The organism is Streptomyces sp. JB150 (genome assembly GCF_011193355.1).
Classification (GTDB): domain Bacteria; phylum Actinomycetota; class Actinomycetes; order Streptomycetales; family Streptomycetaceae; genus Streptomyces.
The window spans coordinates 685,959-711,505 of record NZ_CP049780.1; the positions used below are offsets into that span (position 1 = coordinate 685,959).

The 25,547-nt window shown below is 74.0% G+C and carries 23 protein-coding genes and 3 pseudogenes; 13 read left to right on the top strand and 13 right to left on the bottom strand.

All coding sequences use genetic code 11. From position 1 onward, the window contains the following. Positions 1 to 7: 7 nt before the first annotated feature. Positions 8 to 862, bottom strand: a complete 855-nt coding sequence (locus G7Z13_RS03190; protein ID WP_165995830.1) for a ketose-bisphosphate aldolase — start codon at positions 860 to 862, stop codon at positions 8 to 10. 26 nt (positions 863 to 888) lie between these two features. Continuing rightward, the gene (locus tag G7Z13_RS03195) at positions 889 to 1,770 is read right to left on the bottom strand and encodes an SIS domain-containing protein (protein ID WP_165995832.1); all 882 of its coding nucleotides are present in this window, start codon (positions 1,768 to 1,770) and stop codon (positions 889 to 891) included. 141 nt (positions 1,771 to 1,911) lie between these two features. Between G7Z13_RS03195 and G7Z13_RS03200 the strand changes: the two genes are divergently transcribed. The 3 genes from G7Z13_RS03200 to G7Z13_RS03210 all read left to right on the top strand — a co-directional run bounded on the left by G7Z13_RS03200 (position 1,912) and on the right by G7Z13_RS03210 (position 6,601). Further along, complete coding sequence (locus G7Z13_RS03200; RefSeq protein WP_165995833.1) at positions 1,912 to 2,691, top strand: DeoR/GlpR family DNA-binding transcription regulator; 780 nt, start codon at positions 1,912 to 1,914, stop codon at positions 2,689 to 2,691. A 287-nt stretch (positions 2,692 to 2,978) separates the two neighbouring features. Continuing rightward, on the top strand, positions 2,979 to 4,811 hold the full coding sequence (locus G7Z13_RS03205; protein WP_165995835.1) for a glycoside hydrolase family 15 protein: 1,833 nt from the start codon (positions 2,979 to 2,981) through the stop codon (positions 4,809 to 4,811). A 125-nt stretch (positions 4,812 to 4,936) separates the two neighbouring features. Then, positions 4,937 to 6,601, top strand: coding sequence for a phosphodiester glycosidase family protein (locus G7Z13_RS03210; protein ID WP_165995837.1), 1,665 nt, complete (start codon positions 4,937 to 4,939; stop codon positions 6,599 to 6,601). 44 nt (positions 6,602 to 6,645) lie between these two features. On the opposite strand, the gene G7Z13_RS03215 is transcribed toward G7Z13_RS03210, so the two are convergent. Next, complete coding sequence (locus tag G7Z13_RS03215; RefSeq protein ID WP_166004572.1) at positions 6,646 to 7,875, bottom strand: DegT/DnrJ/EryC1/StrS family aminotransferase; 1,230 nt, start codon at positions 7,873 to 7,875, stop codon at positions 6,646 to 6,648. 123 nt (positions 7,876 to 7,998) lie between these two features. Beyond that, the gene (locus G7Z13_RS03220) at positions 7,999 to 9,132 is read right to left on the bottom strand and encodes a GNAT family N-acetyltransferase (RefSeq protein ID WP_165995839.1); all 1,134 of its coding nucleotides are present in this window, start codon (positions 9,130 to 9,132) and stop codon (positions 7,999 to 8,001) included. A 164-nt stretch (positions 9,133 to 9,296) separates the two neighbouring features. Between G7Z13_RS03220 and G7Z13_RS03225 the strand changes: the two genes are divergently transcribed. Next, on the top strand, positions 9,297 to 10,742 hold the full coding sequence (locus tag G7Z13_RS03225) for a glyceraldehyde-3-phosphate dehydrogenase (protein ID WP_165995841.1): 1,446 nt from the start codon (positions 9,297 to 9,299) through the stop codon (positions 10,740 to 10,742). A 181-nt stretch (positions 10,743 to 10,923) separates the two neighbouring features. Next, positions 10,924 to 11,463, top strand: coding sequence for a hypothetical protein (locus tag G7Z13_RS03230; RefSeq protein ID WP_240926099.1), 540 nt, complete (start codon positions 10,924 to 10,926; stop codon positions 11,461 to 11,463). Between the two features lie 52 nt (positions 11,464 to 11,515). On the opposite strand, the gene G7Z13_RS03235 is transcribed toward G7Z13_RS03230, so the two are convergent. Next, positions 11,516 to 12,058: a DUF2269 family protein gene (locus G7Z13_RS03235; protein WP_206312992.1), complete on the bottom strand. Its 543-nt coding sequence runs from the start codon at positions 12,056 to 12,058 to the stop codon at positions 11,516 to 11,518. 212 nt (positions 12,059 to 12,270) lie between these two features. Between G7Z13_RS03235 and G7Z13_RS03240 the strand changes: the two are divergent. The 3 genes and pseudogenes from G7Z13_RS03240 to G7Z13_RS33510 all read left to right on the top strand — a co-directional run. Next, positions 12,271 to 12,561, top strand: a pseudogene (locus tag G7Z13_RS03240) (winged helix-turn-helix domain-containing protein); the annotation flags it as partial. A 1-nt stretch (position 12,562) separates the two neighbouring features. Next, positions 12,563 to 12,856: pseudogene (locus G7Z13_RS33505) on the top strand (oxidoreductase); the annotation flags it as partial. A 40-nt stretch (positions 12,857 to 12,896) separates the two neighbouring features. Further along, entirely contained in the window at positions 12,897 to 13,070 is a 174-nt protein-coding gene (locus tag G7Z13_RS33510) for a HEAT repeat domain-containing protein (protein WP_240926100.1), read from the top strand. A 40-nt stretch (positions 13,071 to 13,110) separates the two neighbouring features. Here G7Z13_RS33510 and G7Z13_RS03250 read toward each other — a convergent pair whose 3' ends face one another. Genes G7Z13_RS03250 through G7Z13_RS03265 form a run of 4 tightly spaced genes read right to left on the bottom strand, consistent with a single transcriptional unit; the run spans position 13,111 to position 17,343 of the window. Beyond that, entirely contained in the window at positions 13,111 to 14,358 is a 1,248-nt protein-coding gene (locus G7Z13_RS03250) for a vanadium-dependent haloperoxidase (RefSeq protein ID WP_165995847.1), read from the bottom strand. Then, entirely contained in the window at positions 14,355 to 15,716 is a 1,362-nt protein-coding gene (locus G7Z13_RS03255) for an LLM class flavin-dependent oxidoreductase (RefSeq protein ID WP_165995848.1), read from the bottom strand. The genes G7Z13_RS03250 and G7Z13_RS03255 overlap by 4 nt, the downstream gene beginning before the upstream one ends. Further along, positions 15,713 to 16,483, bottom strand: a complete 771-nt coding sequence (locus tag G7Z13_RS03260; protein ID WP_165995850.1) for an ABC transporter ATP-binding protein — start codon at positions 16,481 to 16,483, stop codon at positions 15,713 to 15,715. The genes G7Z13_RS03255 and G7Z13_RS03260 overlap by 4 nt, the downstream gene beginning before the upstream one ends. Next, a complete protein-coding gene (locus G7Z13_RS03265; RefSeq protein ID WP_166004574.1) occupies positions 16,459 to 17,343 on the bottom strand; it encodes an ABC transporter permease in 885 nt (294 codons plus the stop codon). The genes G7Z13_RS03260 and G7Z13_RS03265 overlap by 25 nt, the downstream gene beginning before the upstream one ends. On the opposite strand from G7Z13_RS03265, the gene G7Z13_RS34025 reads away from it, so the two are divergent. Further along, on the top strand, positions 17,294 to 17,428 hold the full coding sequence (locus G7Z13_RS34025) for a hypothetical protein (RefSeq protein ID WP_277347443.1): 135 nt from the start codon (positions 17,294 to 17,296) through the stop codon (positions 17,426 to 17,428). The genes G7Z13_RS03265 and G7Z13_RS34025 overlap by 50 nt on opposite strands. A 19-nt stretch (positions 17,429 to 17,447) precedes the next feature. Here the strand turns inward: G7Z13_RS34025 and G7Z13_RS03270 are convergent, their stop codons facing one another. After that, positions 17,448 to 18,548 (bottom strand): ABC transporter substrate-binding protein, encoded by a 1,101-nt coding sequence (locus tag G7Z13_RS03270; protein WP_240926101.1) that lies wholly within the window; start codon positions 18,546 to 18,548, stop codon positions 17,448 to 17,450. Positions 18,549 to 18,891: 343 nt separating this feature from the next. Here G7Z13_RS03270 and G7Z13_RS03275 point away from each other — a divergent pair, with 343 nt between their 5' ends. Continuing rightward, a complete protein-coding gene (locus G7Z13_RS03275; RefSeq protein ID WP_165995853.1) occupies positions 18,892 to 20,136 on the top strand; it encodes an MFS transporter in 1,245 nt (414 codons plus the stop codon). A 304-nt stretch (positions 20,137 to 20,440) separates the two neighbouring features. Further along, entirely contained in the window at positions 20,441 to 21,184 is a 744-nt protein-coding gene (locus tag G7Z13_RS03280; protein ID WP_165995855.1) for a maleylpyruvate isomerase family mycothiol-dependent enzyme, read from the top strand. 149 nt (positions 21,185 to 21,333) lie between these two features. Here the strand turns inward: G7Z13_RS03280 and G7Z13_RS03285 are convergent. Beyond that, positions 21,334 to 21,723 (bottom strand): annotated as a pseudogene (locus G7Z13_RS03285) (MarR family transcriptional regulator); the annotation flags it as partial. An 85-nt stretch (positions 21,724 to 21,808) separates the two neighbouring features. Here G7Z13_RS03285 and G7Z13_RS03290 point away from each other — a divergent pair. After that, the gene (locus tag G7Z13_RS03290; protein ID WP_165995858.1) at positions 21,809 to 23,287 is read left to right on the top strand and encodes an MFS transporter; all 1,479 of its coding nucleotides are present in this window, start codon (positions 21,809 to 21,811) and stop codon (positions 23,285 to 23,287) included. A 91-nt stretch (positions 23,288 to 23,378) separates the two neighbouring features. Then, entirely contained in the window at positions 23,379 to 23,663 is a 285-nt protein-coding gene (locus G7Z13_RS03295) for a DUF6332 family protein (protein WP_165995860.1), read from the top strand. Here G7Z13_RS03295 and G7Z13_RS03300 read toward each other — a convergent pair. Both G7Z13_RS03300 and G7Z13_RS03305 read right to left on the bottom strand, forming a co-directional pair. Beyond that, on the bottom strand, positions 23,624 to 24,289 hold the full coding sequence (locus G7Z13_RS03300; protein WP_165995862.1) for a response regulator transcription factor: 666 nt from the start codon (positions 24,287 to 24,289) through the stop codon (positions 23,624 to 23,626). The genes G7Z13_RS03295 and G7Z13_RS03300 overlap by 40 nt on opposite strands. Next, positions 24,286 to 25,524 (bottom strand): sensor histidine kinase, encoded by a 1,239-nt coding sequence (locus G7Z13_RS03305; protein ID WP_206312994.1) that lies wholly within the window; start codon positions 25,522 to 25,524, stop codon positions 24,286 to 24,288. Before G7Z13_RS03305 ends, G7Z13_RS03300 begins: the two co-directional genes overlap by 4 nt. Positions 25,525 to 25,547: the final 23 nt, after the last annotated feature.

Genomic DNA, 25,547 nt, shown 5'->3' on the forward strand with positions numbered 1-25,547 from the left:
CACGGGGTCAGGCCGGGCGCAGGGTGCGGATGACGCGTTCCACCGTGTGGGTCATCGCCTCGCGGGCCGCGGTGAGGTAAGGGCGGGAGTCCGCCGCCTCGGGGTGGGCGGTGAGGTGCGCGCGGATGGCGGCGGTCATGGCGAGGTTGAGGGCCGTGCCGACGTTGACCTTGGTGATGCCGCCGGCCACCGCCGCGGTCAGTTCGTCATCCGGCAGGCCGGAGGAGCCGTGCAGGACGAGCGGCACGTCGAGGCTCGCGGAGAGGCGCTTGAGCAGGGCGTGGTCGAGGCGGGCGGTGCGGGTGGTCATGGCGTGGACGCTGCCGACGGCGACGGCGAGGGCGTCGACGCCGGTGTCCGCGACGAACGCGCGGGCCTGGGCGGGATCGGTGCGCGCGCCGGGCTCGTGGGCGTCCTTCGGGGACCGGCCGTCTCCGCCGCCGATCTCCCCCAGTTCGGCTTCGATCCACAGTCCCCGGGCGTGCGCCCAGTCGGCCGCGGCGCGGGTCGCGGCGAGGTTGTCGGCGTACGGCAGCCGTGCGGCGTCGTACATGACGGAGCCGAACCCGGCGTCCGGGGCCTGCCGCAGCAGGTGCTCGCTCCGTACGTGGTCGAGGTGGAGGGCGACGGGCACGGCGGCCCGTTCGGCGGCGGCGACGGCGGCGCGGGCCAGCGGCAGCAGCCGTCCCTGACGGAACCTCACGGCGTTCTCGCTGACCTGGAGGACGACGGGGGTGTCCGCCGCCTCCGCGCCGGCGACGACCGCCTCGATGTGTTCCAGGGTGATGATGTTGAAGGCGGCCACGGCGGAGCCTTCCGCGGCGGCCGCGGTGACCAGCTCGCCGGTGGTGACGAGAGACACGGTCCGTCCGTCCTTTCCGGCAGGGGTCAGGGGGCGAGGATCACCGAGCGGGTGAGGTGGCGGGGGCGGTCCGGGTCCAGGCCGCGGGCGGCGGCCACGGCGACCGCGAGCCGCTGGGCGCGGACTAGTTCGGCGAGCGGGTCGAGCGCGCCGGCGATCCACGTGGCGCCGGTGGCCCGCACCTGTTCGGCCAGTCCCGGAGGTGCCTCGCCGATCATCCAGGTGGCGGTGGAGTGCGTGGTGACGCTGATGGGCCCGTGGCGGTACTCCATCGCCGGGTAGGACTCGGTCCACGCGCCGGCGGCCTCGCGCAGCTTCAGGGCGGCCTCGTCGGCCAGGCCCACGGTCCAGCCGCGGCCGAGGAAGGTGAACTGGGCGCGGCCGACGAGGTCCGGGGGCAGTTCGGCGGTGAGCGCGGCGCGGGCGTCGGTGACGGCGGTGTCGGTGTGCAGGCCCAGGTGGGCGCGGAGCAGGGTGAGGGCGGTGGTGGCGAACCGGGTCTGCACGACGGAGCGTTCGTCGGCGTAGTCCAGGACGACGAGGTCGTCGGCGGCGTCGCGGACGGGGGTGTCCGGGTCGGCGGTGACGGCGGTGGTGCGGACGCGGCCGCGGACCTTGCCGAGCAGTTCGAGGACTTCGGTGGTGGTGCCGGAGCGGGTGAGGGCGACCACCCGGTCGTAGCGGCGGCCGTACGGGAACTCGGAGGCGGCGAAGGCGTCCGTCTCGCCCTGTCCGGTGCCCTCCCGCAGCGCGGCGGCGGCGCGCGCCATGGAGTACGAGGTGCCGCAGCCGACGAGTGCGACCCGCTCGCCCGGCGCGGGCAGGACCGCGCGGTGCGCGGGCGCCTGCGACGCGGCTCGGGTCCAGCACTCCGGCTGGGTGCGCAGCTCGTCCTCGACATACGTCATGCCGTAGCCCTTCCCGACCAGTGATGTGATTGTTCCTGCAAGATAGCGCGCCATTTCGAGCAGCTTCAAGCATCAGGTCGCGCGTCGGGGTGCGTTAGGGTCGCCGGAAGACGCGGACGGATGGCTGGTTCGGAGGTGTGGATGTCGCGCGACGCCCGCTGGAAGGCGCTGCTGGAACTGCTCGTGGAGCGGGGCCGGCTGGACGTCGAGGAGGCCGCCGCCGAGCTGGCGGTGTCGGCCGCGACGATCCGCCGCGACTTCGACCGGCTCGCCGAGCAGCAGATGCTGGTGCGCACCCGGGGCGGGGCGGTGGTGCACGGGGTGTCGTACGAACTCCCGCTGCGGTACAAGACGGCCCGCCGCGCCTCCGAGAAGCAGCGCATCGCCAAGGCCGTGGCCGAGTTGATCGCGCCCGGTGAGGCGGTCGGGCTGACCGGCGGCACGACCACCACCGAGGTGGCCCGCGCGCTCGCCGTGCGCGGCGATCTCGGCTCCGGCTCGCCCGCCCTGACGATCGTCACCAACGCCCTCAACATCGCCAACGAGCTGGCCGTACGGCCCCAGTTCAAGATCGTGGTGACCGGCGGCGTGGCGCGGGCGCAGTCGTACGAGCTGATCGGGCCGCTCGCCGACGGGGTGCTGGCGCAGGTCACGCTCGACGTGGCGGTGCTGGGCGTGGTCGCCCTCGACGTGGTGCACGGCGCGGCGGCGCACGACGAGGCGGAGGCCGCGATCAACCGGCTGCTGTGCGAGCGCGCCGAGCGGGTGGTCGTCGCGGCCGACTCCAGCAAGCTGGGCCGCCGCGCCTTCGCCCGGATCTGCGCGACCGAGGCCGTGGACACCCTGGTCACGGACACGGCGGCGGACGAGGCCGTCGTACGGCGCTTCGAGGAGGCGGGGGTGCGGGTGCTGGCGGTGTGAGGCAGTCCGCGCCCGCGCCTCGGCGGCCCGCTGCCCTTCCCTGCCCCGCCTGACTCCTCGGACGTCCCCTCCCCCCTCCCGGTCCGCCTGGCAGCCGCCCGCTCCCCGCCCGTCCCGCCGCGGCCTGACCCCTGCTCCAGCCCTGCCCGACCCTGCCCCGACCTCGTCGCCGTACGGTCTGATCGATTCCGGGAGCCCGGCGATCGGCACCGCCCTAAGCTGGAACCGCACGGCGGCGGACCGTTCGCGGGAGACCCGAGGGGGCTCACCGTTCGAGGGAGGCGGCGATGGCCGAGGTGTCGAAGGACGCAATATCCGGGGGTCCGCGCTATCTGCCGATCGCCGAGCACGGACTGATCGGCGACCTGCGCAGCGTCGCCCTGGTGGGCACGGACGGCACCATCGACTGGTACTGCTGCCCCGCCTTCGACGCCCCGAGCGTCTTCGCCTCCATCCTGGACGCGGAGCGGGGCGGCTCCTTCCGGATGTCGGCGGCCGGCCCGGCGAAGACCAAGCAGTTCTACTTCCCGGACACCAACGTCCTGATCACCCGCTTCTTCACCGAGGACGGCGTGGGCGAGGTGCAGGACTTCATGCCGATCCGCGGCGAGAAGATCGAGGCCGAGAGGCACCGGCTGATCCGCCGGGTGGTGTGCGTGCGCGGATCGGTGGTGTTCCGTACGCACGTGGCGCCCCGCTTCGACTTCGGCGCCCGGCCGCACACCCTGCGCATGGACGGCGCCGTCGCGTTCTTCGAGTCGGCGCAACTGTCGCTCGCGCTCACCGCGACCGTGCCGCTGGAGGCGGACGGGCTGGACGCGCGGGCCGAGTTCAAGCTGGCCGAGGGCGAGTCGGCGGTGTTCGCGCTCGACCAGGTCGGCGGCGAGGTGGCCCCGCGCCGGTGTCCCCGCATGGAGGCGGAGGACCAGTTCGAGACGACGGTGGCGTACTGGCGCAAGTGGCTGTCCCAGTCCAAGTACCGGGGCCGCTGGCGGGAGATGGTGCACCGCTCGGCGCTCACCCTGAAGCTGCTCACCTACGCGCCGACCGGCGCGATCGTCGCCGCCCCGACCACCAGCCTGCCCGAACAGCCCGGCGGCGAGCGCAACTGGGACTACCGGTACGTGTGGGTGCGCGACGCCGCCTTCTGCGTCTACGCGCTGCTGCGCCTGGGCTTCACGGGCGAGGCCGAGGCGTTCATGAACTTCGTGACCCGGCACATCAGTCCGGGCGACGGCCGGGCCTCCGGCCCGCTGCAGATCATGTACGGCATCGACGGCCGCACCGATCTGACGGAGCATGAGCTGGCCCACCTGGAGGGCCACGAGGGCTCCGCCCCGGTCCGGGTCGGCAACGCCGCCGCCGAGCAGCTCCAGCTGGACATCTACGGCGCGCTCATCGACTCCATCTACCTCTACGACAAGTGGGCGCGGCCCGTCTCCAGCGACCAGTGGGACGACGTCTGCGCGCTGGTCGACTGGGTGTGCGAGCACTGGGACCAGCCGGACGAGGGCATCTGGGAGACGCGGGGCGGCCGGAAGAACTTCCTGTACTCGCGGCTGATGTGCTGGGTCGCGATCGAGCGGGCAATCCGGATGGCCAACCGGCGCGGCCTGCCCGCCGATCTGCCCCGCTGGCGGGAGGCGCGCGACACCATCTACCGGCGGATCCACAGCCGCGGCTGGTCCGAGAAGCGGCAGGCGTTCACCCAGTACGAGGACGGCGAGGTGCTGGACGCGGCGGTGCTGATGATGCCGCTGACCAAGTTCATCGCGCCGACCGACCCCAAGTGGCTGTCCACGCTGGACGCGCTGACCGAGGAGCTGGTGTCCGACTCGCTGGTCTACCGCTACGACCCGGAGGCCAGCCCGGACGGACTGCGCGGCGACGAGGGGACGTTCTCGATCTGCTCGTTCTGGTACGTCGAGGCGATGGTGCACGCCGGACGGGTCGACGAGGCCCGGCTGGCGTTCGAGAAGATGCTGACCTACGCCAACCATCTCGGGCTGTACGCCGAGGAGATCAGCCACACCGGCGAGCAGCAGGGCAACTTCCCGCAGGCGTTCACCCATCTCGCGCTGATCAGCGCGGCGTTCAACCTGGACCGCGCCCTCGGCTGACCGGCCCCCCTCCCCTCCCGTCCCCCGGTTTCCCGGCGTCCGCAGGTCACGTGCGCGCCGCGCCCTATGATGGCCGCCGCCCTCGCGCTCCGCGACCGGCGCCCCGTACCCGAAAGGCCTGCCCGATGAAGACCGGAACGGTACGCCGCCGGGTGCTCACCGGTGGGACGACGGCCGCGTGCGTGGCCGCCACCGTGCTCGCCGCCACCCTCTCCGGCACGGTGGAGACCGGGACGGTCGCACGGCGGAGCGACACGGCGGCCGCCCGGACGCTGCCCCTGGGCCCGGCGACACTGGTGGAGACCCGGACCTCCCGGCGGGTCGCGCCGGGCGTGACCCACCTCGCGATCGAGCGCGGCCGGGCGTCGGCGGACGACGTGTGGACCGTCACGATCGGCGTGGCGACCAGTGAGCCGGAGGCCGCCGCGCTGGAGGAGAGGGTCCGCGCCGCCGGGTACGCACCGCGGCGTGACCCCACCGCCGGGCCGGACCCCCGAGGGCCCGCCGACCGGCCGCTGGGCTGGACGGTGCGGGTGGGCCGGTACGCCGACAAGGCCGCCGCCGACCGGGCCAGGAGCGAGATCGTGGCCCGCGGGCTGCCCGGCAGCGTCCAGCACACCGGCGAGGACGGGCACGCGACCACCGGGCCCTGGTCCCTGGACGTGCTGATCGTCGATCCCGCGGTCTTCCGCGGCCGGCTGCGCGCGGAGCTGGCCGACGGGATCGTGCCGGGCCGCGAGACCACGAGCGCCATGGCCCGGCGCACCGGCGCCCTCGCCGCGGTCAACGGCGGGTACTTCGTCATCGGCGGCGGCCGGACGACCCCCGGCAACTGGGTCGCGGGCACCGACGGCGACCTCGCCGGGGTGTCCGTGGTCGGCGGGGAGCTGGTCTCGGAGGCCGTGAACGGGCGGCCCGCCCTGATCGTGCCGGGCGCGTCGGGCCGGGGTACGGCGGTGCGCCGGGTGGGAACCCGGCTCACGGTCCGCGCGGCGGACGGCACCGTCCGTGAGGTGACCGGCCTCAACCGGCAGTCCGGCCTGATCGTGAACTGCGGCGGTGTGGGCAACGCCGTCCCGTTCTCCCGCCCCGCGCACGACTACACCTGCGGCAACCCCGACGAACTCGTCGCCGTGACCCCGGCGTTCGGCACGACCGCGCCGCAGGGCCCCGGCTTCCAGGTCACGCTGGACGCCGACGGCCGGGTGACCGACCTGCGGGAGGGCCGAGGCGGTGCCGTGCCCGCGCGGGGCACGGTGCTCCAGGGCACCGGAGCCGGAGCCGGGTGGCTGCGCGAGCACGCCCGGCCCGGCGCCACGCTGACGGTGCGCGGCGTGGTGGTGGACGCCGAGAAGGGCACCCGGCTGCCGCTCACCCCGAAGACCTCCGTCATCAACGGCGGCCCGCTGCTGCTGCGCGGCGGCCGCACGGTCCTGGATCCGGTGCGGGACGGGTGGAGCCCGGAGGACATCGAGGGCGCGGACCGGGCCGCCTTCTACAACGGCTGGTATCTGCGCCGCAATCCGCGCACCGCGGCCGGCGTCACCCGCGACGGACGCCTCGTGCTGCTCACCGCCGACGGCCGCCGCCCCGGCCACAGCGCCGGGCTGTCCCTCCCCGAGACCGCCGCCGTCATGCGCGCCCTCGGCGCGGTGGACGCCCTCAACCTGGACGGCGGGGGTTCGACGGCGATGGTCGTGGGCGGGGAGCTGCAGGGCCTGCCCAGCGACGCGGCGGGAGAGCGCCCGGCCGGTGACGCGCTGGTCGTCCTGCCGCGGCCACCGCACTAGCCCGGCTCCCGGGAGCGGCGCCCCCTCCCCGGCTGCGGCCCCCCCTACTGCCCGAGCGGTGCGGGCGGGGCGGCGTCCCGGACCGGTTCCGGGAGCGGGGGCCGGGCGGGGGTGGCCCGCTCCCTGGTCAGGGCGTGGATGATCCGGCGGGCCAGGAGGGGGTCGGCGGGCAGCACGTGGGAGGCGAACCAGCGGGCGGCCGCGGGGTGGGGGGACGGGTCGGTGAACTCGGGGCCGGCGTAGTCGTCGAGCGGCGGGTCGTAGACGTACCCGGCGACCACCCCGTGATCGACGAGCCGTTCCACGAGGGCGTCCCGGTCGTGGACCAGGAGGGGCACGCGGAACAGCGGCACCAGGCCGTCGTGGGCGGTGAGCGCCCGGAGCGGCGGGGAGGACCAGGCGCTGCGCGCCAGGGCGGCGACACCGGCCCTGCGGCGGTCGAGGTCGCCGTCGAGCCGGGCGAGCCGCAGTCCCAGCTGGCCGCGCAGCAGGGCGCCGTGGCGGGCCCGGAAGTCGTGCAGGTCGACGCGGACCCAGGGTTCGTACGCGGTGAGGCTGGGCGCCTCGCGCGCGGAGCCGGTGAGGCGGGGGGCGTGCAGGGCCATCCGGAAGTCGTCGCGTTCGAGCAGACCGAGGCGCCGCATGGAGCGCCACACGGGCCGCACCAGGTGCAGGGTGCGCACGGTGGACCGGGCCAGGGGGCGCAGGGTGGTGGCCAGGTCGGCGCGCAGCCGGCGCGGGACCAGCAGATCGTCGCGCAGGAGTTCCAGTTCGCGGCGGGTGCGGGCGTCCTGGACGGCGAGGAAGCCGCCGGCCGTCGCCGCCACGTGCTTGGACAGGCTGAAGGCCGCCGCCGTGCCGAAGGTGCCGATGGGCCGGCCGTCCACGTGGGTGCCGATGGCGTGCGCCGCGTCCTCGATGAGCGGGATGCCGAGGGCGTCGCAGCGCCGGCGCAGGTCCTCGACCCGGTCGGGCATGCCGTACAGGTTGGTGGTCAGGACGGCGTCGACGGTGCGCCAGGTGGTGTCGGGGACGGCGTCCGGGTCGATGTTGCCGTCCCAGACGTTCACGGGTGCCTGGACGGGGCGCAGTCCGGCGGCGAGGACCACGAAGAGGATCACGTCGTCGTTGACCGGGGACATCAGCACCCGGGCGCCCGGCCGGCACCAGCGCCGCAGGGCCAGGTAGAGGGCCAGCCGGGCCGAGGGGGTGTAGACGCACTCGCGTCCGAGCCGCCGTGTCATCGCCGCGGCGAGCCGCGAGCCGTACGGCATCGTCACCTCTTCCGTCCTTCCGTGAAAGCCGTTGGGGTGGGTCGCCGGGACCGGCGGCACGTCGGGAGGGCGTGGGCCGTCGTGTCACGGCGGGCGGGGACGGTGGCGGGCAGGGGGTGGGACTCAGTGCGTCCGGGTGCGCGCGAGGGCGCCGGCCGCGCGTCCGGTGCGCAGGGTGCCGGCGGTCTTCAGCAGGCGGTCGGCGGGCTCGCGCAGGCGCGGGTGGGCGAGGACGGTGTTGCGCAGCCCGCGCACGGGTCCGCGCCACAACCGGTGGGCCGCCGCCACCGGGTGCGGGCGGGTCGCGAACCCCTCGCCGACCCGCAGGTCCCGGGTCTTGAGCCAGTCCTTGTACTCCTTGTCGCCGCGCCCGGAGTCGATGACGCGGACGCCGTCCCGGCGCGCGGCCTCGGCCATCCGCAGGTGCATCAGCAGGCCGGGCGAGTAGGAGCGCGGCTGCGGGTCGTAGGCGGTGAACCAGGCGGCGAGCACGGTGCGGGAACGGGGTCCGAAGTGCGCGGCGACCGGCCGGTCACCGGCGTAGAGCACGGACAGCACGCCGGTGAAGTGCTCCTCGCGCTGCCGGAACAGGTCGTCGGCGAGGTCGACGATCCAGGGCCGCGCGAACCGGTCCATCCGCCCGGTTCTGCGGTACTGGGCGGACTTCCACGCCATCAGCCGGCGCAGCATCCGCGGGTCGCGCTCGTCGGCTGCGAAGCGCACCTCGCCGAGGTCGCGGCCGAGGCGGCGTTCCTTCTTCAGCACCGTCCTGGCCAGGCCGGGGTAGGTGGCGCGCAGCCACCGCGGGTAGTCGGTGCCGTCGCCGGGCCCGAGGTCGACGACCGGTGAGGCGAACGTGCCGGTGACGTGCGCGGCGAACGGCTGCTGCTGCGCGACGAGGTGGTCGAACTCGAAGAGGGCCAGCCCGCAGGCGCGCAGCAGCTCGCGGGTCTCCCAGGTGACGCCGGGCAGGTGCACGAGGGCCTGGCAGTCGGACAGGCCGAGGCCGATCGCCCGGCCGACGCCGAGGGGGCCCCGCTCGTGGGGCAGGAACCCGACGGGTTCCCCACCCTCCCGCAGCACCGCCACCCGCACCCGGGTCCCGGTGCGGTGGCGGCCGACGCCGGCCGTGAACTCGGGTGCGAGGAAGGGGTTGGCGTACTCGGGCGACGCGTCCATCGCCCGGTGCCAGGCCCGCGTCAGCGGGGCGTCCAGTTCCTCCGGTCCGTGCACCGTGATGCTGCGCGAGCTTCGCATGCCGACCGCTCCCCCCAGAACTGCGCCGCGAGGCTCAAACGTGGCGAAACAGTACGCACCCTGTCAAGAGTGCTCGCGGATACGTGCCGGAGCGACCCCGGTCACAGTCACCGGACGCAAGCATGGTTATCATCTGAGCGCCACCTAGCTCGAAAGATGGATCTGTGACTGTCAACGAGGACTCGTTCACGAACTGGAAGAACCGCGAAGAGATCGCGGAGTCGATGATCCCGATCATCGGGAAGCTGCACCGGGAGCGGGACGTCACCGTCCTCCTCCACAGCCGCTCCTTGGTGAACAAGTCGGTCGTCAGCATCCTCAAGACCCACCGCTTCGCCCGGCAGATCGCCGGCGAGGAGCTGTCGGTCACCGAGACGATGCCGTTCCTGCAGGCGCTGACCACGCTCGACCTCGGCCCGTCCCAGATCGACATCGGTATGCTCGCGGCCACCTACAAGGCCGACGACCGCGGCCTGTCGATCGAGGACTTCACCGCCGAGGCCGTCGCCGGCGCCACCGGCGCCAACAAGATCGAGCGCGGCGAGGGCCGCGACGTCGTCCTGTACGGCTTCGGCCGCATCGGCCGCCTCGTCGCCCGCCTGCTCATCGAGAAGGCCGGCTCCGGCAACGGGCTGCGGCTGCGCGCGATCGTGGTGCGCGGCGGCGGCGACCAGGACCTCGTGAAGCGGGCCTCGCTGCTGCGCCGCGATTCGATCCACGGCCAGTTCCAGGGCACGATCACCGTCGACGAGGAAGCCGGCACGATCGTCGCCAACGGCAACACCATCAAGGTGATCTACGCCGACGACCCCTCCGAGGTCGACTACACGGCGTACGGCATCAAGAACGCCATCCTCATCGACAACACCGGCAAGTGGCGCGACCGCGCGGGCCTGTCGAAGCACCTGCGTCCCGGCATCGACAAGGTCGTGCTGACCGCGCCGGGCAAGGGCGACGTCCCGAACATCGTGCACGGCGTCAACCACGACACGATCAAGCCGGACGAGAAGATCCTGTCCTGCGCCTCCTGCACCACCAACGCGATCGTCCCGCCGCTGAAGGCGATGGACGACGAGTTCGGCGTGTTGCGCGGCCACGTGGAGACCGTCCACTCGTTCACCAACGACCAGAACCTGCTGGACAACTACCACAAGGCCGACCGCCGCGGCCGGTCCGCGCCGCTCAACATGGTGATCACCGAGACGGGTGCCGCCTCGGCCGTCGCCAAGGCGCTGCCGGACCTGAAGGCGCCGATCACCGGCAGCTCGATCCGCGTGCCGGTGCCGGACGTGTCGATCGCGATCCTCAGCCTGCGCCTGGGCCGCGAGACCACCCGCGAGGAGGTCCTGGACTACCTGCGGAACGTCTCGCTGACCTCGCCGCTCAAGCGCCAGATCGACTTCACCACGGCGCCCGACGCGGTCTCCAGCGACTTCATCGGCTCGCGCCACGCGTCCATCGTGGACGCCGGCGCCACCAAGGTCGACGGCGACAACGCGATCCTGTACCTGTGGTACGACAACGAGTTCGGCTACTCGTGCCAGGTGATCCGCGTCGTCCAGCACGTCTCCGGGGTGGAGTACCCGACCTACCCGGCGCCCAGCGCCTGATCCGGGCACGGCGGCGGCCGTCCGTCCGGCCTCACCGGTCGGGCGTACGGCCGCTGTCCGGTTTTCGCGGAAAGAGCGCAACCATTCCGGGAACCCGGCTGTCTCACCTGATAACGGACAGCTCATCCCCCCGGGGGACACCATGGCACGTACACGAACAGCATGGGCGGCAGTCGCGCTCATGGGCGCGACACTGGCGGCGGCGACGGTGCCGGCCCAGGCCACCGCGCTCACCACCACCCAGGCCACGGCCTGCCCCACCGGCTGGGGCAGCCGCGCCAAGACCGCCGACGCGGGCACCACGGCACCGGTGACGGACATCCGGGCCGGCCGCCACGCCTGCTTCGACCGGCTCGTCGTCGACATCCCCGGCGGCGGGAAGAACGTCGGCTACCGGGTCGGCTACGTCGAACGCCTCCACCAGGACGGATCGGGGCGCCCCGTCCCGGTCGCCGGCGGCGCCGTCCTCGAGGTGCGGGTCACCGCCCCCGCCTACGACCCCGACACCGGCGCGCCCACCTATCCCGGCCGGGTGGGGCGCCCCCTGCCCGGCGTCGACCTGACCGGGTACCGCACCTTCCGCGACACCCGCTTCGCGGGCAGCTTCGAGGGCGAGACCCAGATCGGCCTGGGCGTCCGCGCCCGCCTGCCGTTCCGGGTGACCCAGGTGGCCGACCGGGTCGTCATCGACGTGGCCCACACCTGGACCGGGAGCCGCTGAGGACCGCCGGCGCGCCCTCGGCGACCGCCGGAGCGCGTCGGCAACCCCAGGCTCAGACCGGCTGCCGGGTCCGCCCGGCAGCCGGTGACGTACGCCCGGACTCCGCCGCCCGCGACCCGCGGCCCCGGCGGGTGAGGCCCCAGGGCTTCAGGACCGAGATCGCCGTCATGAAGACGTAGGCGGTCAGCGAGACGACCGGGCCGAACAGGAGGTCGCCGGCGTCCGGCAGCGGCCGTCCGCCGCTCGCCGCGGCGACCGCCTCGTTCACGCCCGGACGCAGCGCGAAGGCCGTGGCCGCGGTGGTGGCGAGGGTGAGCCAGAACTTGGTGTACACCCACCGGTGCCGCGCCAGCCCCCACGCGGTGCCGAGCGCCAGCACCAGCCCGCTGAGCAGGGTGAGGAGCGCGGCCGGCAGCAGCAGCCAGTCGGCGAACAGCTTCATGGCCCGGACACAGGCCGCCACGGCCGGCGCCGGACCGGTGGTGGCGGCGGTGATCCCCAGGGCGAGCAGCCCGAGCGTGAGCCCGAGCCAGCTCGCGGAGGCGGCCACATGGACGACGAGGAGAGCCCGGCGTGCGGGACGGCTGAGTTTCACGCCTCCCACGCTGCCGGGACCCGGCCGCGGACGCGTCCTGCGACGGGAGCGACCGCGCGTACTCGGCTCGGCGTACGGGCCACCGGAGCGACTGGCGCATCTCCCCGCCCGGACGGGGAAATTCGCAGGTCAGCGCCGTACTCGGCGGGCAGTCAGATGGCACAACACTCCGGCAACACCACACGCGCGGCGCCGCCGCTAGGGTCCCGGACATGCCCACCGACCGCATCCGCGACCACGCCGGCCAGGGCGCGCCCACCGTCGCCGCTCACCGCACCCGGCGCCGGCTGCGCGCGGACCAGGCCCGCCAGCTCGCCGACCTGCTGCGCCGCCAGCTGCCGAGCGGGTGCTTCCCGTCCGGCACGCTGCCGCACGAGTCGGTGCTCGCCGCCGACTACCGGGCCTCCCACAACGCCGTCCGCCAGGCCCTCGACCTGCTGCGCGCCGAAGGCCTGGTGGAGCGCCTGCCCGGCGTGGGCACGGTGGTGGTCGCCGAGAAGTACCGTACGGGTGGACGACCACGCCCGCACGACCGTGCCCCGGCTGTACGCGGCCGGCGACCTGGCCTGCGTCCCGCACAACTACATGATCGGCGCGTTCGTTGTCGGCGACCTCGCGGGCGCGGACGCCGCGCGGTACGCGGCGTACGGGGGCGCCCTGCCCGAGGACCAGCTGCGCGAGGTGCACGAGTTGGTCTACCGGCCGCTGCGCCACCCGGACGGCCCGACGCAGCCCCAGGTCGAGTACACGCTGCGGCGGTTCGTGCACGACTACGTGGCCCCGCCCAAGTCCGGCGCGGGCCGGTGCGGCCGCCGCCCTGTCGGCCGCGGACCGGGCCGTGGCCGTACCCGCGCTGGCCGCGGCGGTCACCGACCCGAACACCGACGTCCGCAAGGCGGCCGTGCTGGCCCTGACCCGCCACCGGTCCGCCCCGGACGCGCGGACGGCCCTGACGGCCGCGACCGGGGACTCGGACGCGGATGTCAGGGCTTATGCGGCACGCGCGCTGTGAGGGCGAGCCGGCGCGTGCCGGCTGCCGAGGAGGGCGGGTTCTAGCGGGCGGTGAGGAGGCGGTCGGCGTGGCGGAGGGTGTGGCGGGCGACGTCCCTGCCGAGGGTGATGCCGGCCTCGTCGGCCGTGCGGGTGTGGATGCCGGACCACACCCGGGCGTCCACGTTCTCCTCGGACAGCTGCTTCCAGGCGGTGTAGGTGCGGGTCACGCCGGGCGCCGTGGGGCTGGTCAGGTCGAACGGGGCGGTGCGGGGGCCGGTGAGCACCGACAGGACCGTCTCGGCGGCGCCGGAGTAGGTGGCGTGGCCGCTCGGGTAGTCGGGGTGCGCGGGGGTGGTGTGCAGCGGCGTCCAGGCGGGGTCGGGGTCGAGGGCGCCGGTGCGGATCGCGGTCACCGGACGCCACCGCTCGTAGGCGTACTTGCTGTCGGAGGTGGCGATCTGCGTGTCCACGAGCGCGGTGTGGAACAGCGCCACCAGCCGCGCCTGCCCGGCGACGCCCCGCTCGGTGCGGGAGAGCGCGACCCGCAGCGGCTCGGTGTAGAGGGTGAGCGAGGAGCCGTACCAGAAGGCGGCGGTCTCCGTCTGCCGGGCGCTGCGCACCGCGCTGTCCGCCGCGCCGTACGCCCGCACCTCGGCCAGGTCGGCGGCGTAGCGCGCGGAGTCGAGCGCGGGCGGCGGGCCCAGCCGGAACTGGGCGGCGGTGGTGAGCGCGAACGGCCGGGCGAGGCGGTTGCCGTACTGGGTGGCCGGGGCGTACGCGGGCGGCGTGGGCTGCCACACGCCGGGTGCGGCGGGCCGCACGGCGTAGGGCGCGTTCACGGACGCGGCATCGAGCCCGTCGCCCCGCCGCTCGGCGAGGGCGAGGTCCGCCTGGCGCTGTCCGGCGGCGACACCGCGGCGTTCCGCGGGGCCGTCGGGGACGGCGTCGAGGGTCGCCGTCAGCTGGGCGTCGAGCTGTTCTGCGCGGCTCGGGACGAGGGTGACGAGGGCGCGGTGCACGGCCGCGGCGAGGGCCGCCTCCTGGTAGGGGCGGCGTTCCACGCCGTCGGGCACCGCGCGGGTCGCGCGGGCCGCCGCGAGCCAGCCGATCGCCCAGGTGCGGCTGTTGGTGACCTGGGTGGGCGCCCCGGCCGTCGCGATGGTCTCGGCCGTGGCGTCGTACCAGGTGAGCGCGGTCGCGGCCCGGTCGTGGCCGGCCGCGGTGGCCTGCGGGACCGCGACGGAGGTGGTGAGCAGGGCGGTCGCGCCCAGCGCGGAGAGGGCGAGTCGGGATCTGAGCGCACTCATGCGGGGTCCTTCGGTGAGATCGCGGGTGTCAGGGGTGTCACGGATACGGCGGCGGGGCGCGGGAGTCCGTAGTGGTCGCGCAGGGTGGTGCCCCGGTAGGCGGTGCGGAACAGGCCGCGGGCGCGGAGGATCGGCACGACGTGGTCGGCGAAGAGACCGAAGCCGCCGGGCAGCCAGGGCGGCATGATGTTGAAACCGTCGGCCGCGCCGTGCTCGAACCACTCCTGGATGTGGTCGGCGATCTGCTCCGGGGTGCCCGCGACGACCTGGTGGCCGCGGGCCCCGGCGAGGCGGTGCAGCAGCTCGCGGACGGTGGGCCGTTCGCGGTCGACGATGTCGAGGACCAGCCGGAAGCGGCTGCCGTTGCCGCGTTCGCCGCCGGGTTCGACGAGTTGGCGCGGGAAGGGCTCGTCGAGCCGGTCGGCGGTGAGCCGGACGCCGAGCAGCCGGTGCAGCAGGTCCAGCGAGTAGGCGGGCTGGACGAGTTCGTCGAACTCCCGGCGCAGCGCGTGCGCCTCCGCCTCGGTGGAGGCGATGTACGGGCTGATGCCGGGCAGGACGAGCACCAGGTCCGGGTCCCGGCCGAGTGCCGCCGCCCGGCTCTTGATGTCGGCGTAGAACTCCTGTCCGCTCGCCAGCGTCTGGTGGGCGGTGAAGACGGCCTCGGCGTGGCGGGCGGCGAACGCGCGGCCGTCCCGTGAGGAGCCGGCCTGGACGTAGACGGGGCGGCCCTGGGGGCTGCGCGGTGTGTTGAGGGGGCCACGCACCCGGAAGTGACGGCCCTGGTGGTCGATGGGGTGGATGCGGTCGGTGTCGGCGAACAGGCCGGTCTTCTGGTCGGCGACCAGTGCCTCGTCCTCCCAGCTGTCCCAGAGCCTGGTGACGACGTCCACGAACTCGTCGGCGCGGTCGTAGCGTTCGGCGTGCGTGGGGTGGGCGTCGAGGCCGAAGTTCGCGGCGGCCTGCGGGGCACCGGTGGTGACGATGTTCCAGCCGGCCCGGCCCCGGCTCAGATGGTCCAGGGACGCGAAGAGCCGGGCCAGGTTGTACGGCTCGGTGTAGGTGGTGGACGCGGTGGCGACCAGCCCGATCCGCTCGGTGGCCGCGGCGATGGCGGCCAGCCAGGTGAACGGTTCCAGCCGGAAGCGGCTGGCGTACCGGACGTCGTCGGCGAGGGACGGCCCGTCGGCGAGGAACACGGCGTCGAACGTGGCGTCCTCGGCGGCGCGGGCCAGTTCCTGGTAGAAGCCGATGTCCAGCAGCCGTTCCGGATCGGTGCCGGGGTGGCGCCAGGCCGCCTCGTGGTGGCCGCCCGGGTAGACGAAGAGGTTCAGGTGCAGTTGGCGTCGCCCGGTCATACGGGGGTCACCTCCTCCAGCGGGTCCACGCCCAGCCGGACGAGCAGGCGCTCGCGCAGCGCGGCGTACTCGGGGCCGTCGGGGCGGCGCGGGGCGGGCAGCTCCACCGGCAGGTCGGCGGCGATCCGGCCCTCGTCCAGCACCACCACGCGGTCGGCGAGGACGATCGCCTCGTCGACGTCGTGGGTGACGAGCAGCACGGCGGGCCGGTGCCGGGCGCACAGCCGGCGCAGCAGGGCGTGCATCCTGATCCGGGTGAGGGCGTCCAGCGCGCCGAAGGGTTCGTCGGCGAGCAGCAGGCGCGGTTCACGGACCAGGGAACGGGCGAGCGAGACGCGCTGCTGCTCGCCGCCGGAGAGTTCCACGGGCCAGGCGCGTTCGCGTCCGCGCAGACCGACCTCGGTGAGGGCGTCCCGGCCGCGCTGTTCGGCGTCCGGCCCGGTCAGGCCGAGGACGACGTTGTCCAGCACGCGTTTCCAGGGCAGCAGCCGGGCGTCCTGGAAGACGACGGAGAGGTGGTCGGGGGCGACGAGGGTGCCGCTGCCCCGTACGTCCCGGTCGAGCCCGGCGAGCGCCCGCAGCAGGGTACTCTTGCCGGAGCCGCTGCGGCCGAGCAGGGCCACGAACTCGCCGGGTGCGATGGTGAGGTCGAGTCCGTCGAGGACTCGGCGCTGCCCGAAGGAGCGCACCAGCTGCTCGATCCGGACGGCGGCCCGCTCGCCGTCGCGGGGTTCCGCGCCGGTCAGCTGCCGAGGGTGCGTCGCCATGACAGCGTCCCCCTCTCCACGAGCCGCACCAGGGCGTCGGAGAAGAGCCCGAACAGGCCGTACACGACGAGGCCGACGAGGATGACGTCGGTCTGCCCGTAGGTCCGCGCGAGCTCCATCATGTAGCCGATGCCGCTGGTGGCGTTGACCTGTTCCACGACGACCAGCGCGAGCCACGCGGCGGTCACCGCGAAGCGCATCCCGAGCAGGAAGCCGGGCAGCGCACCGGGCAGGACGACGTGCCGGACGAACGCGAGCCGGCCGAGCCGGACGGTCTCGGCGAGTTCGACGTAGCGGTGGTCGATGGCGCGCAGCCCGTTGTGGGTGTGGATGTAGACGGGGACGAACACGCCGAGGGCGATGGTGACGACCTTCATGGTCTCGCCGATGCCGAACCACAGGACGAGCAGCGGGATCAGCGCCAGCGAGGGGATGGCCCGCTTGATCTGCACCGGGCCGTCGATGACCGCCTCGCCGATCCGGCTGAGCCCGGCGACGAGCGCGAGCAGCAGCCCGCCCGCGACGCCGAACAGCAGTCCCAGGAGGGCCCGCTGGGCGGAGGTGGCGAGGTGGTCCTGGAGCCGTCCGTCGGCGAGGAGGTCACCGGTGGTGGCGGCGACGGTCCACGGCGAGGGCAGACTGCGCGGATCGAGCAGCCCGGCCGCGGAGCCGCCCGCCCAGAGGGCGAACAGCAGCAGCGGGCCGAGCGCCCACCCGTACGGCACGGGACGTCCGGGGGCGAGCCGCGGGCGGGGGCGGCGGCGGGGTCCGGCGGAGGAGGAGGGTGAGGGCGAGGAGTCTGGGGGTGGGGTGGCCGTCGACGATGAGGTCGCAGGTGGGGAGCCCGTGGACGAGGGCACCGCGGGTGGGGAGCCGGCGGACGAGGAGGCCGGGGACGAGGAGGTCACGGGTGGGGAGGCCGGTGACGGGGGCGGGGTCGGCTGATGGCCGAAGACGGCGGCGCTCATGCGGCGTCTCCCGCGGTGCGGTCCGCGGCGGCCTTCCCGGCACCCGCCTCTCCGGTTCCCTCGATGGCGTCGGCGCCCACGGATTCGTAGCGGCGGTCGAAGAGAACGTTCGCGTCGAAGGCCTCACGCTTCTGTTCTCTCGCCAGCAGGTCGATGGTCTGCTGCTGACGCCGGATGGCCGCGTCCCAGTCCGCCGGAATGTCCGGATGTCCGGCCCGCTCCACGAGGTATGCGCCGTCCTCGCGGCTCAGGCCCTGGTCCTTGACGTAGAAACCCTCGACCCATTCCTCGGGATGTGTGTCGATCCAGATGCGGGCGCGCGCCCAGATTTCCACCAGTTCCCTGATCGCGGCGGATTTCCCGGGGTCGCTGACGGAGTCGGTGAGCGCCCACAGATGTTCGGGATCGTCGCGCAGTCCGTGCCGGACGGTGGTGGCGCCGTCCTTCCCGTACTTCGCGAGATAGCGCTTGATGTTGACGTCCGCGATGGGGGCGGCGTGCACCTGGCGGTTGCCGAGCGCCGTGGGATAGACGTCGTCGGTGCTGGCCAGCTCGACGAGTTCGACGTCGTCCTGGGTGAGGCCGGCCTTGCGCAGGATCCGCAGCACGAGCGCGCCCTGCGCCTGCCCCGGGCTGTAGGCGATTTTCTTCCCGCGCAGGTCGGCGAGGGTCTTGATGCCCGCGCCGGGCGCGATGCCCAGCTCGTAGACCGGGTACCGCAGGGGGTCCTTGCGGAACTTGGCCGCCACGAGCTTGGTGTCGAGACCCGTCCAGTAGGCGTTGATCGCCGGGATGTCCGCGGCGGAGCAGACGTCGAGCGCGCCCGCCCGGAAGGCCTCGGAGCACTTGGGACCACCGCTGATGTTGGCCCACTCGACCTCGAAGGGCAGCTTGTCGATCTGCCCCGACAACTCGAGCGCGACCTTGAGTTCCGGTGATCCGACGGTGAGGGTGGTGTCAGGCGAGACGGTGGCCGGGATGTCCCGGCCGGAGACGTCCTTGCCGACCGAGGCGGTCTGTGCGTTGTCCACGCACGAGGTCAGCAGCAGAACGAGAGCGGACGTGGCCGCGACAGCCGCGGCCCTGGTTGCGGGCATGCGTATATGAGCGATCATGGACGCCTTCGGAGCGGGAGATCGGGAGGAAGTGGCCGCGGTGGAACGTCAGCTACACACCGCGGTGGCGACCCGCATGAAATCGATGGCCCGCCGCCGGTAAAAGCGCTCGGAGGTCCGCATGAGGCCGAACCTAACGACGCGTCAAACACCGGTCAACAAGTCCCCGCCGGGCCGGCCGGTACTGCAACGACACCGTCGTGGCGACGCCATACGGGCGTTACAAGCCCGGCTCCGAGGCCTTGTCCGCCCCCTTGCCCGCCCCCGGTCCCCCTCCTAGTCTGATTTTGTGCCGCAAATAAACAAAACCCGTTCGCACAGTGTCGTGCCGGGTCACCCCAGCCAGCTCACCCGTCTGCGCATCGCCCTGACCACCTTCTTCGCCCTCGACGGCTTCGTTTTCGCGGGATGGGTCGTCCGGATCCCCGCCATCAAGGAACAGACCGGCGCGTCGCCCAGCGGCCTCGGACTCGCCCTCCTCGGCGTGTCCGCCGGCGCCGTCGTCACGATGACGCTGACCGGGCGGCTGTGCCGGCGGTTCGGCAACCACCGGGTCACCGTCGTCTGCGCCGTCCTGCTCTCCCTGAGCGTCGCCCTGCCCCCGCTCACCCACTCCGCGCTCACGCTGGGCGCGGTGCTGCTGGTGTTCGGAGCGGCGTACGGCGGGATCAACGTGGCCTTCAACAGCGCCGCCGTGGATCTGGTGGCCGCGCTGCGCCGGCCGGTCATGCCGAGCTTCCACGCGGCGTTCAGCCTGGGCGGGATGCTCGGCGCGGGGCTCGGCGCGCTGGTGGCCGGGGCGGTGTCGCCCACCCGGCACCTGCTGGGGCTGGCCGTCGTCGGCCTGGTGGTCACCGCGGTCGCGGCACCGGGGCTGCTGCGCCACCGGCTGCCCCGGCCCCCGGAACGGCCGCGCCCCACGGCGGGCGCCGCACCTCACCCGGAGCGCCCGGACCGTCCAGACCACTCGGACCGCCCGGACCACAAGGACCACCGCTCGGAGCGCCCGGACCGCCCGGATCGCCGCACCCGCGCCCTCGTCCTGGTCTTCGGTCTGATCGCCCTGTGCACCGCCTACGGCGAGGGCGCCCTGGCCGACTGGGGCGCGCTGCACCTGGAGCAGGATCTCGGCGCCTCCCCCGGCGTCGCCGCGAGCGGCTACTCCTGCTTCGCCCTGGCCATGACCGTGGGCCGGCTGAGCGGTACGGTGCTGCTGGAGCGCCTGGGCCGGACCCGCACGGTGGTGGCGGGCGGTGCCACCGCGGCGGTGGGCATGCTGTTCGGCGCCCTCGCGCCCTGGCTGTGGGCGGCACTGCTCGGGTTCGCGGTCGCGGGCCTCGGTCTCGCCAATCTCTTCCCGGTCGCCGTGGAGCGCGCGGGAGCCCTCTCCGGTTCGAACGGGGTGGCCGTCGCCTCGACACTGGGCTACGGCGGCATGCTGCTCGGTCCGCCCGCCATCGGTTTCATGGCCGACTGGTTCTCCCTGCCGGCCGCGCTCACCAGCGTCGCCGTGCTCGCCGCGCTCGCCGCGCTGATCGGCCTGACGACGCGGCGCGTCACGGCCATCTGACGCGAACTCCCGGCCACCTGCGCGGATGGTGGCCTGGCCTGGTAGCTCTGGACCCCGTCGGCGGGGGCGACGGCACGGTAGGACTGGGTCCTGTCGATCTCGTCCCGGGCGGCGATCGCCTGCTGGACGAGGCCGCCGTTGAGCGTGGTCGAAGCGCCACCGGTCGACACCCGGTCGCGCGGCCTCCGCGGCCCCGGAGCACCCCTGAACGCCCGTGTGAACGCCCGTGCGGGGCACGCCTCGTCGACGCGTGTGCGGAAACTCCCTTGCGCTGGAGCGCACTCCATCCGGCACACTCGCCCGCATGGCACCCACCGCCCCGAAGACGGGCCGTTTCATCGAAACCCTCGACCGGGAGGGCCGGTTGCTCGCGGCAGCGGCCGAACAGGCCGGTACGGACGCCAAGGTCCCCACCTGTCCCGGCTGGCAGGTACGCGATCTGCTGCGCCACCTCGGCGCGGTCCACCGCTGGGCCGCGTCGTACGTCCGCGAAGGACGCACGGAGGGACGCCCCATCGGCGACCCTCCCGGCCTGGACGGGGCGGAGCTGGTGGACTGGTACCGCGAGAGCCACAGCGGACTCGTCGACACCCTCTCCGGGGCGGCGCCCGACGTCGTCTGCTTCACGTTCCTGCCGGCGCCGTCACCACTGGAGTTCTGGGCGCGCCGCCAGGCGCACGAGACGACCGTGCACCGCTACGACGCGCAGGCGGCCCTCGGCGGCACCCCGGACCCGGTCGCGCCGGACCTCGCGGCGGACGGCATCGACGAGTTGCTGCGCGGCTTCCACGCCCGCTCCCGCAGCCGGGTCCGCACGCAGACGCCCCGTACCCTGCGGGTGCGCGCCACGGACGCGGACGCGGTGTGGACCGTACGGCTGTCCCCGGAGCCCCCGGTGACCGCGCGCGACGACTCCGGGGAGGCGGACTGCGAACTGTCGGGCACGGCAGGGGAGTTGTATCTGGCACTGTGGAACCGGGTGCCCGTGCCGTCGGTCACGGGCGACCGGGCGCTGGCCGCGCTGTGGCGGGAGCGGTCGGCGGTCTGAGGACGCCGGCCGGCCGCGGGTCCCGCGGGTCAGCCGGCCGCGGCACCCTCCGAGCCCGCCGCGCGCGCCCCGTCGTCCGCACCCTGCGGACCGCCCGCGTCGCCCGGGCCACCCGAGTCGTTCGGGTCACCGGCGTCGTCCGTCTCGCCCCTCAGCGTCCGGGCCAGTACCGCCCGGTGCACCGGCAGCACCTCGGCGTGCAGGGCGCGTCCCTTGTCGGTGAGGGCCACGCGGACGCCGCGCCGGTCCTCCTCGCACATGCCGCGGCTGACCAGCCCGTCCTTCTCCAGCCGGGCGATCAGCCGGGACAGCGCGCTCTGGCTGAGGTGGATGTGCCCGGAGATCTCCTGCACGCGGTAACTGCACGGGCCTTTCGGCCGCTCCCCCTCGGCCAGCACGTCGAGGACCTCGAAGTCGCTGGCGCACAGACCGTGCCCGTGCAGGGCCCGGTCGAGCTCTCCCTGGGTGCGGGCGTGCACCGCCAGGATGTCCCGCCACTGCTCCACAAGCGCCTGCTCGGCCGCCTTCTTCGCCGCCATGTCCGCACCGTAGCAGAGAAACCGTTTTATTGCATCGGAATTAAATGCGATTGCATCTGATGCGCATGCATGTAGTGTCCCGGTCATGACCTCTCCGCTCACCGACGCCCCGTCCTCCGAGGTGCGCTGGACACCTCGCCTGTGGGGCACCCTGCTCGTGCTCTGCGCCGCCATGTTCCTGGACGCGCTCGACGTGTCCATGGTCGGCGTGGCCCTGCCGTCCATCGGCGCCGACCTCGGTCTGTCCACCTCGACCCTGCAATGGATCGTCAGCGGCTACATCCTCGGCTACGGCGGCCTGCTGCTGCTCGGCGGACGCACCGCCGACCTGCTGGGCCGGCGCCAGGTCTTCCTCGTGGCGCTGGGTGTCTTCGCCCTCGCCTCGCTCCTCGGCGGACTCGTCGACTCCGGCCCGCTGCTCATCGCCAGCCGCTTCATCAAGGGGCTGAGCGCGGCGTTCACCGCCCCGGCCGGCCTGTCGATCATCACCACGACGTTCCCCGAGGGCCCGCTGCGCAACCGGGCCCTGTCCATCTACACCACCTGCGCGGCCACCGGCTTCTCCATGGGCCTGGTGCTGTCCGGTCTGCTCACCGAGGCCAGCTGGCGCCTGACCATGCTGCTGCCCGCGCCCATCGCCCTGATCGCCCTGCTCGCCGGTCTGAAGCTGCTCCCGCACAGCACCCGCGAACGCGAGCACCGCGGCTACGACATCCCCGGCGCCGTCCTCGGCACCGCCGCGATGCTGCTGCTGGTCTTCACCGTCGTCCAGGCACCCGAGGCCGGCTGGGCCGCCACTCGCACCCTGCTGTCCTTCCTGGCGGTGGCCGTGCTGCTGACGGCGTTCGTCCTGGTCGAGCGGCGCTCACCGGGACCGCTGGTGCGGCTCGGCGTGCTGCGCTCCGGCACCCAGGTCCGCGCCCAGCTCGGCGCCATGGCCTTCTTCGGGTCGTACGTCGGCTTCCAGTTCTTGGTGACCCTGTACATGCAGTCGCTGCTCGGCTGGTCGGCGCTGCACACGGCGCTCGCCTTCCTGCCGGCGGGCGCGCTGGTGGCGCTGTCCGCGACGAAGGTGGGCGCGATCGTCGACCGGTTCGGCACCCCGCGCCTGATCGCGGCCGGCTTCGCGCTGATGGTCGCCGGATACGCGCTGTTCCTCGGCGTCGACCTCGACCCGGTGTACGCGGTCGCGATCCTGCCCAGCATGCTGCTGATCGGCGCGGCCTGCGCGCTGGTCTTCCCGTCGCTGAACATCCAGGCCACCAACGGGGTCGAGGACCACGAGCAGGGCATGGTGTCCGGGCTGCTGAACACCTCGGTGCAGGTCGGCGGCGCGATCTTCCTGGCGGTGGTCACCGCCGTCGTCACCGCCAACACGCCGGCTGGCGCCTCCCCTCAGGCAGTCCTCGACAGCTACCGGCCCGGCCTCGTCGTGGTCACGGGCATCGCCGTCGCCGGCCTGCTGATCTCGCTGACGGGTCTGCGCACCCGGCGCGGCCGGCCGTCCGTGGTGGTCGTCGAGTCCACCGCCCCGCAGGCGGAGCGCGTGCCGGTACGCGACTGAGGACCCCTCCCTGTGACATCAGGTGACGGAAGGCCCCGGCGCCCGGCGGAGCACGTTGTCCCGCCGGGCGCACGGCTGCGAGAATCGGATCATGACGACATACGGGGGACGGCGCGACCAGGCCGCACGGGACGCCATCACGGTGGAGATCGGATACGCGCTGTGCAGCGCGGCCTTCGCGGCCGCGGTGGTCTTCGGGGCGCTGGCCGGGCCGGTGTGGCTGTTCACCCTGCCCGGCATCGCGGAGACCGTGCTGCTGCGCACCGCTCAGGTGGTCGCGCCGGTGCTGTTCGCCGCGCGGGTGATCTCGGTCCTGGTCCGCTTCCGCACGGACGCTCAGCCCAGCCAGCCCGGCCGCACCAACCCCGACTCGTAGGCCAGGACCACGAGTTGCGCCCGGTCGCGGGCGCCCAGCTTCACCATCGCGCGGCTCACATGCGTCTTGGCGGTGAGAGGGCTGACGACCAGGCGGCGGGCGATCTCCTCGTTCGACAGGCCGATGCCGACCAGCGCCATCACCTCCCGCTCCCGCTCGGTGAGCGCGGCCAGCGCGCCGGCCGCCGCGGGCTCCTTGGAGCGGGCGGCGAACTCGGCGATCAGCCGCCGGGTCACGCCCGGCGAGAGCAGCGCGTCCCCCGCGACCACCGCGCGGACCGCGCGCAGCAGTTCGTCCGGCTCGGTGTCCTTCACCAGGAACCCGGAGGCGCCCGCGCGGATCGCCTCGAAGACGTACTCGTCCAGCTCGAACGTGGTCAGCATGACCACCTTCACGTCCGCCAGCCCCGGGTCCCGGGTGATCCGCCGGGTGGCGGCGAGTCCGTCGAGGACGGGCATGCGGATGTCCATCAGGACGACGTCCGGGCGCAGTTCGCGGACCCGGCGCAGCGCCTCCTCGCCGTCCGCGGCCTCCGCGACGGCCTCGATGTCCGGTTGCGCGTCGAGCAGCGCCCGGAAACCGGCCCGCACCAGGTGCTGGTCGTCGGCGAGCAGTACGCGGATCACCGGTCCTCCTCCTCGCGGTGCGGCGGCGCCAGCGGCAGTACGGCGATCACGCTGAACCCGCCGTCGGGGCGCGCGCCCGCCTCGATGGTGCCACCGAGGGCGGCGGCCCGCTCCCGCATTCCGGCCAGCCCGTTGCCGCCACCGCCCGCGTCGGCGCCGGCCGCCGGGCCGTCGTCGTCGATCCGCAGCCGCAGCGCGCCGGCCTCGCGGGTGAGCCGCACGCGCGCGTGCCGGGAGCCGGAGTGCCGGACGGCGTTCGTCAGCGCCTCCTGGACGATCCGGAAGGCGGCGAGGTCGGTGGCCGGCGGCAACCGCGGGGCCGTGCCCTCGACACGGACGGCGAGGCCCGCGTCCGCCGCCGCCTCCACCAGCTCGGGCAGCCGGTCGAGACCGGGGGCGGGGGCACGCGGCGCGTCTCCGGGGGTGCGCAGACTGTCGAGCACCTGACGGACCTCGCCCAGCGCCTCCTTGCTGGCGCCCTTGATGGTGGTGAGCGCGGTCCGCGCCTGCTCGGGGTCGGTGTCGAGCAGGGCGAGTCCGACGCCCGCCTGCACGTTGATCACGGAGAGGCTGTGCGCGAGGACGTCGTGCAGCTCGCGGGCGATCCGCAGCCGCTCCTCGTCGGCCCGCCGCCGCGCCCCCTGGGCCCGCTCGGCCCGCTCCCGCGCCCACTGCTCGCGCCGGGCGCGGGCCAGCTCCGCGAGGGCCACGATCGCCACGACCCAGGCGGCGGTCACCGCCTCCTGCCCCCAGGAGGCCGCCGTGTCCCCGGACGGCGGCAGCCACCGGTACAGCCGGTGCGCGACCAGCACATGCGCCGCCCACAGCATGCCGAGCGCCGCCCAGGCGGCCCTGCGGTGCCCGGCGACGATCGCGTTGAAGCAGGCGACGGCGACCGTGAGCAGCACCGGCCCGTACGGATACCCGGCGCCCAGGTACACCGCGACGGTCGCCGCCGTACCGAACGCCACGGCCCGCGGACACCGGTGCCGCCACAGCAGCTGCCCGGCCGCGATCAGCAGCAGGACCCGCGCGAAGGGGTCGAGGGCGGCCCGCTCGTCCAGCTGGCCGCGCGCGGCGATCTGCGAGCCCGCCAGCACGAACGCGGTGAGCAGCACGGTGGAACGCCACGGCCACCGGGCCCGCCGCTCCTCCCCGTCCGCGCCGTCCCGCCACGGCGGCCCGTGCCCCCACCACGCGGGCGGACCGCCCGGACGTACGCGCTGCTCCTCCATGCCCGCCACGCTAGACGCCGGCC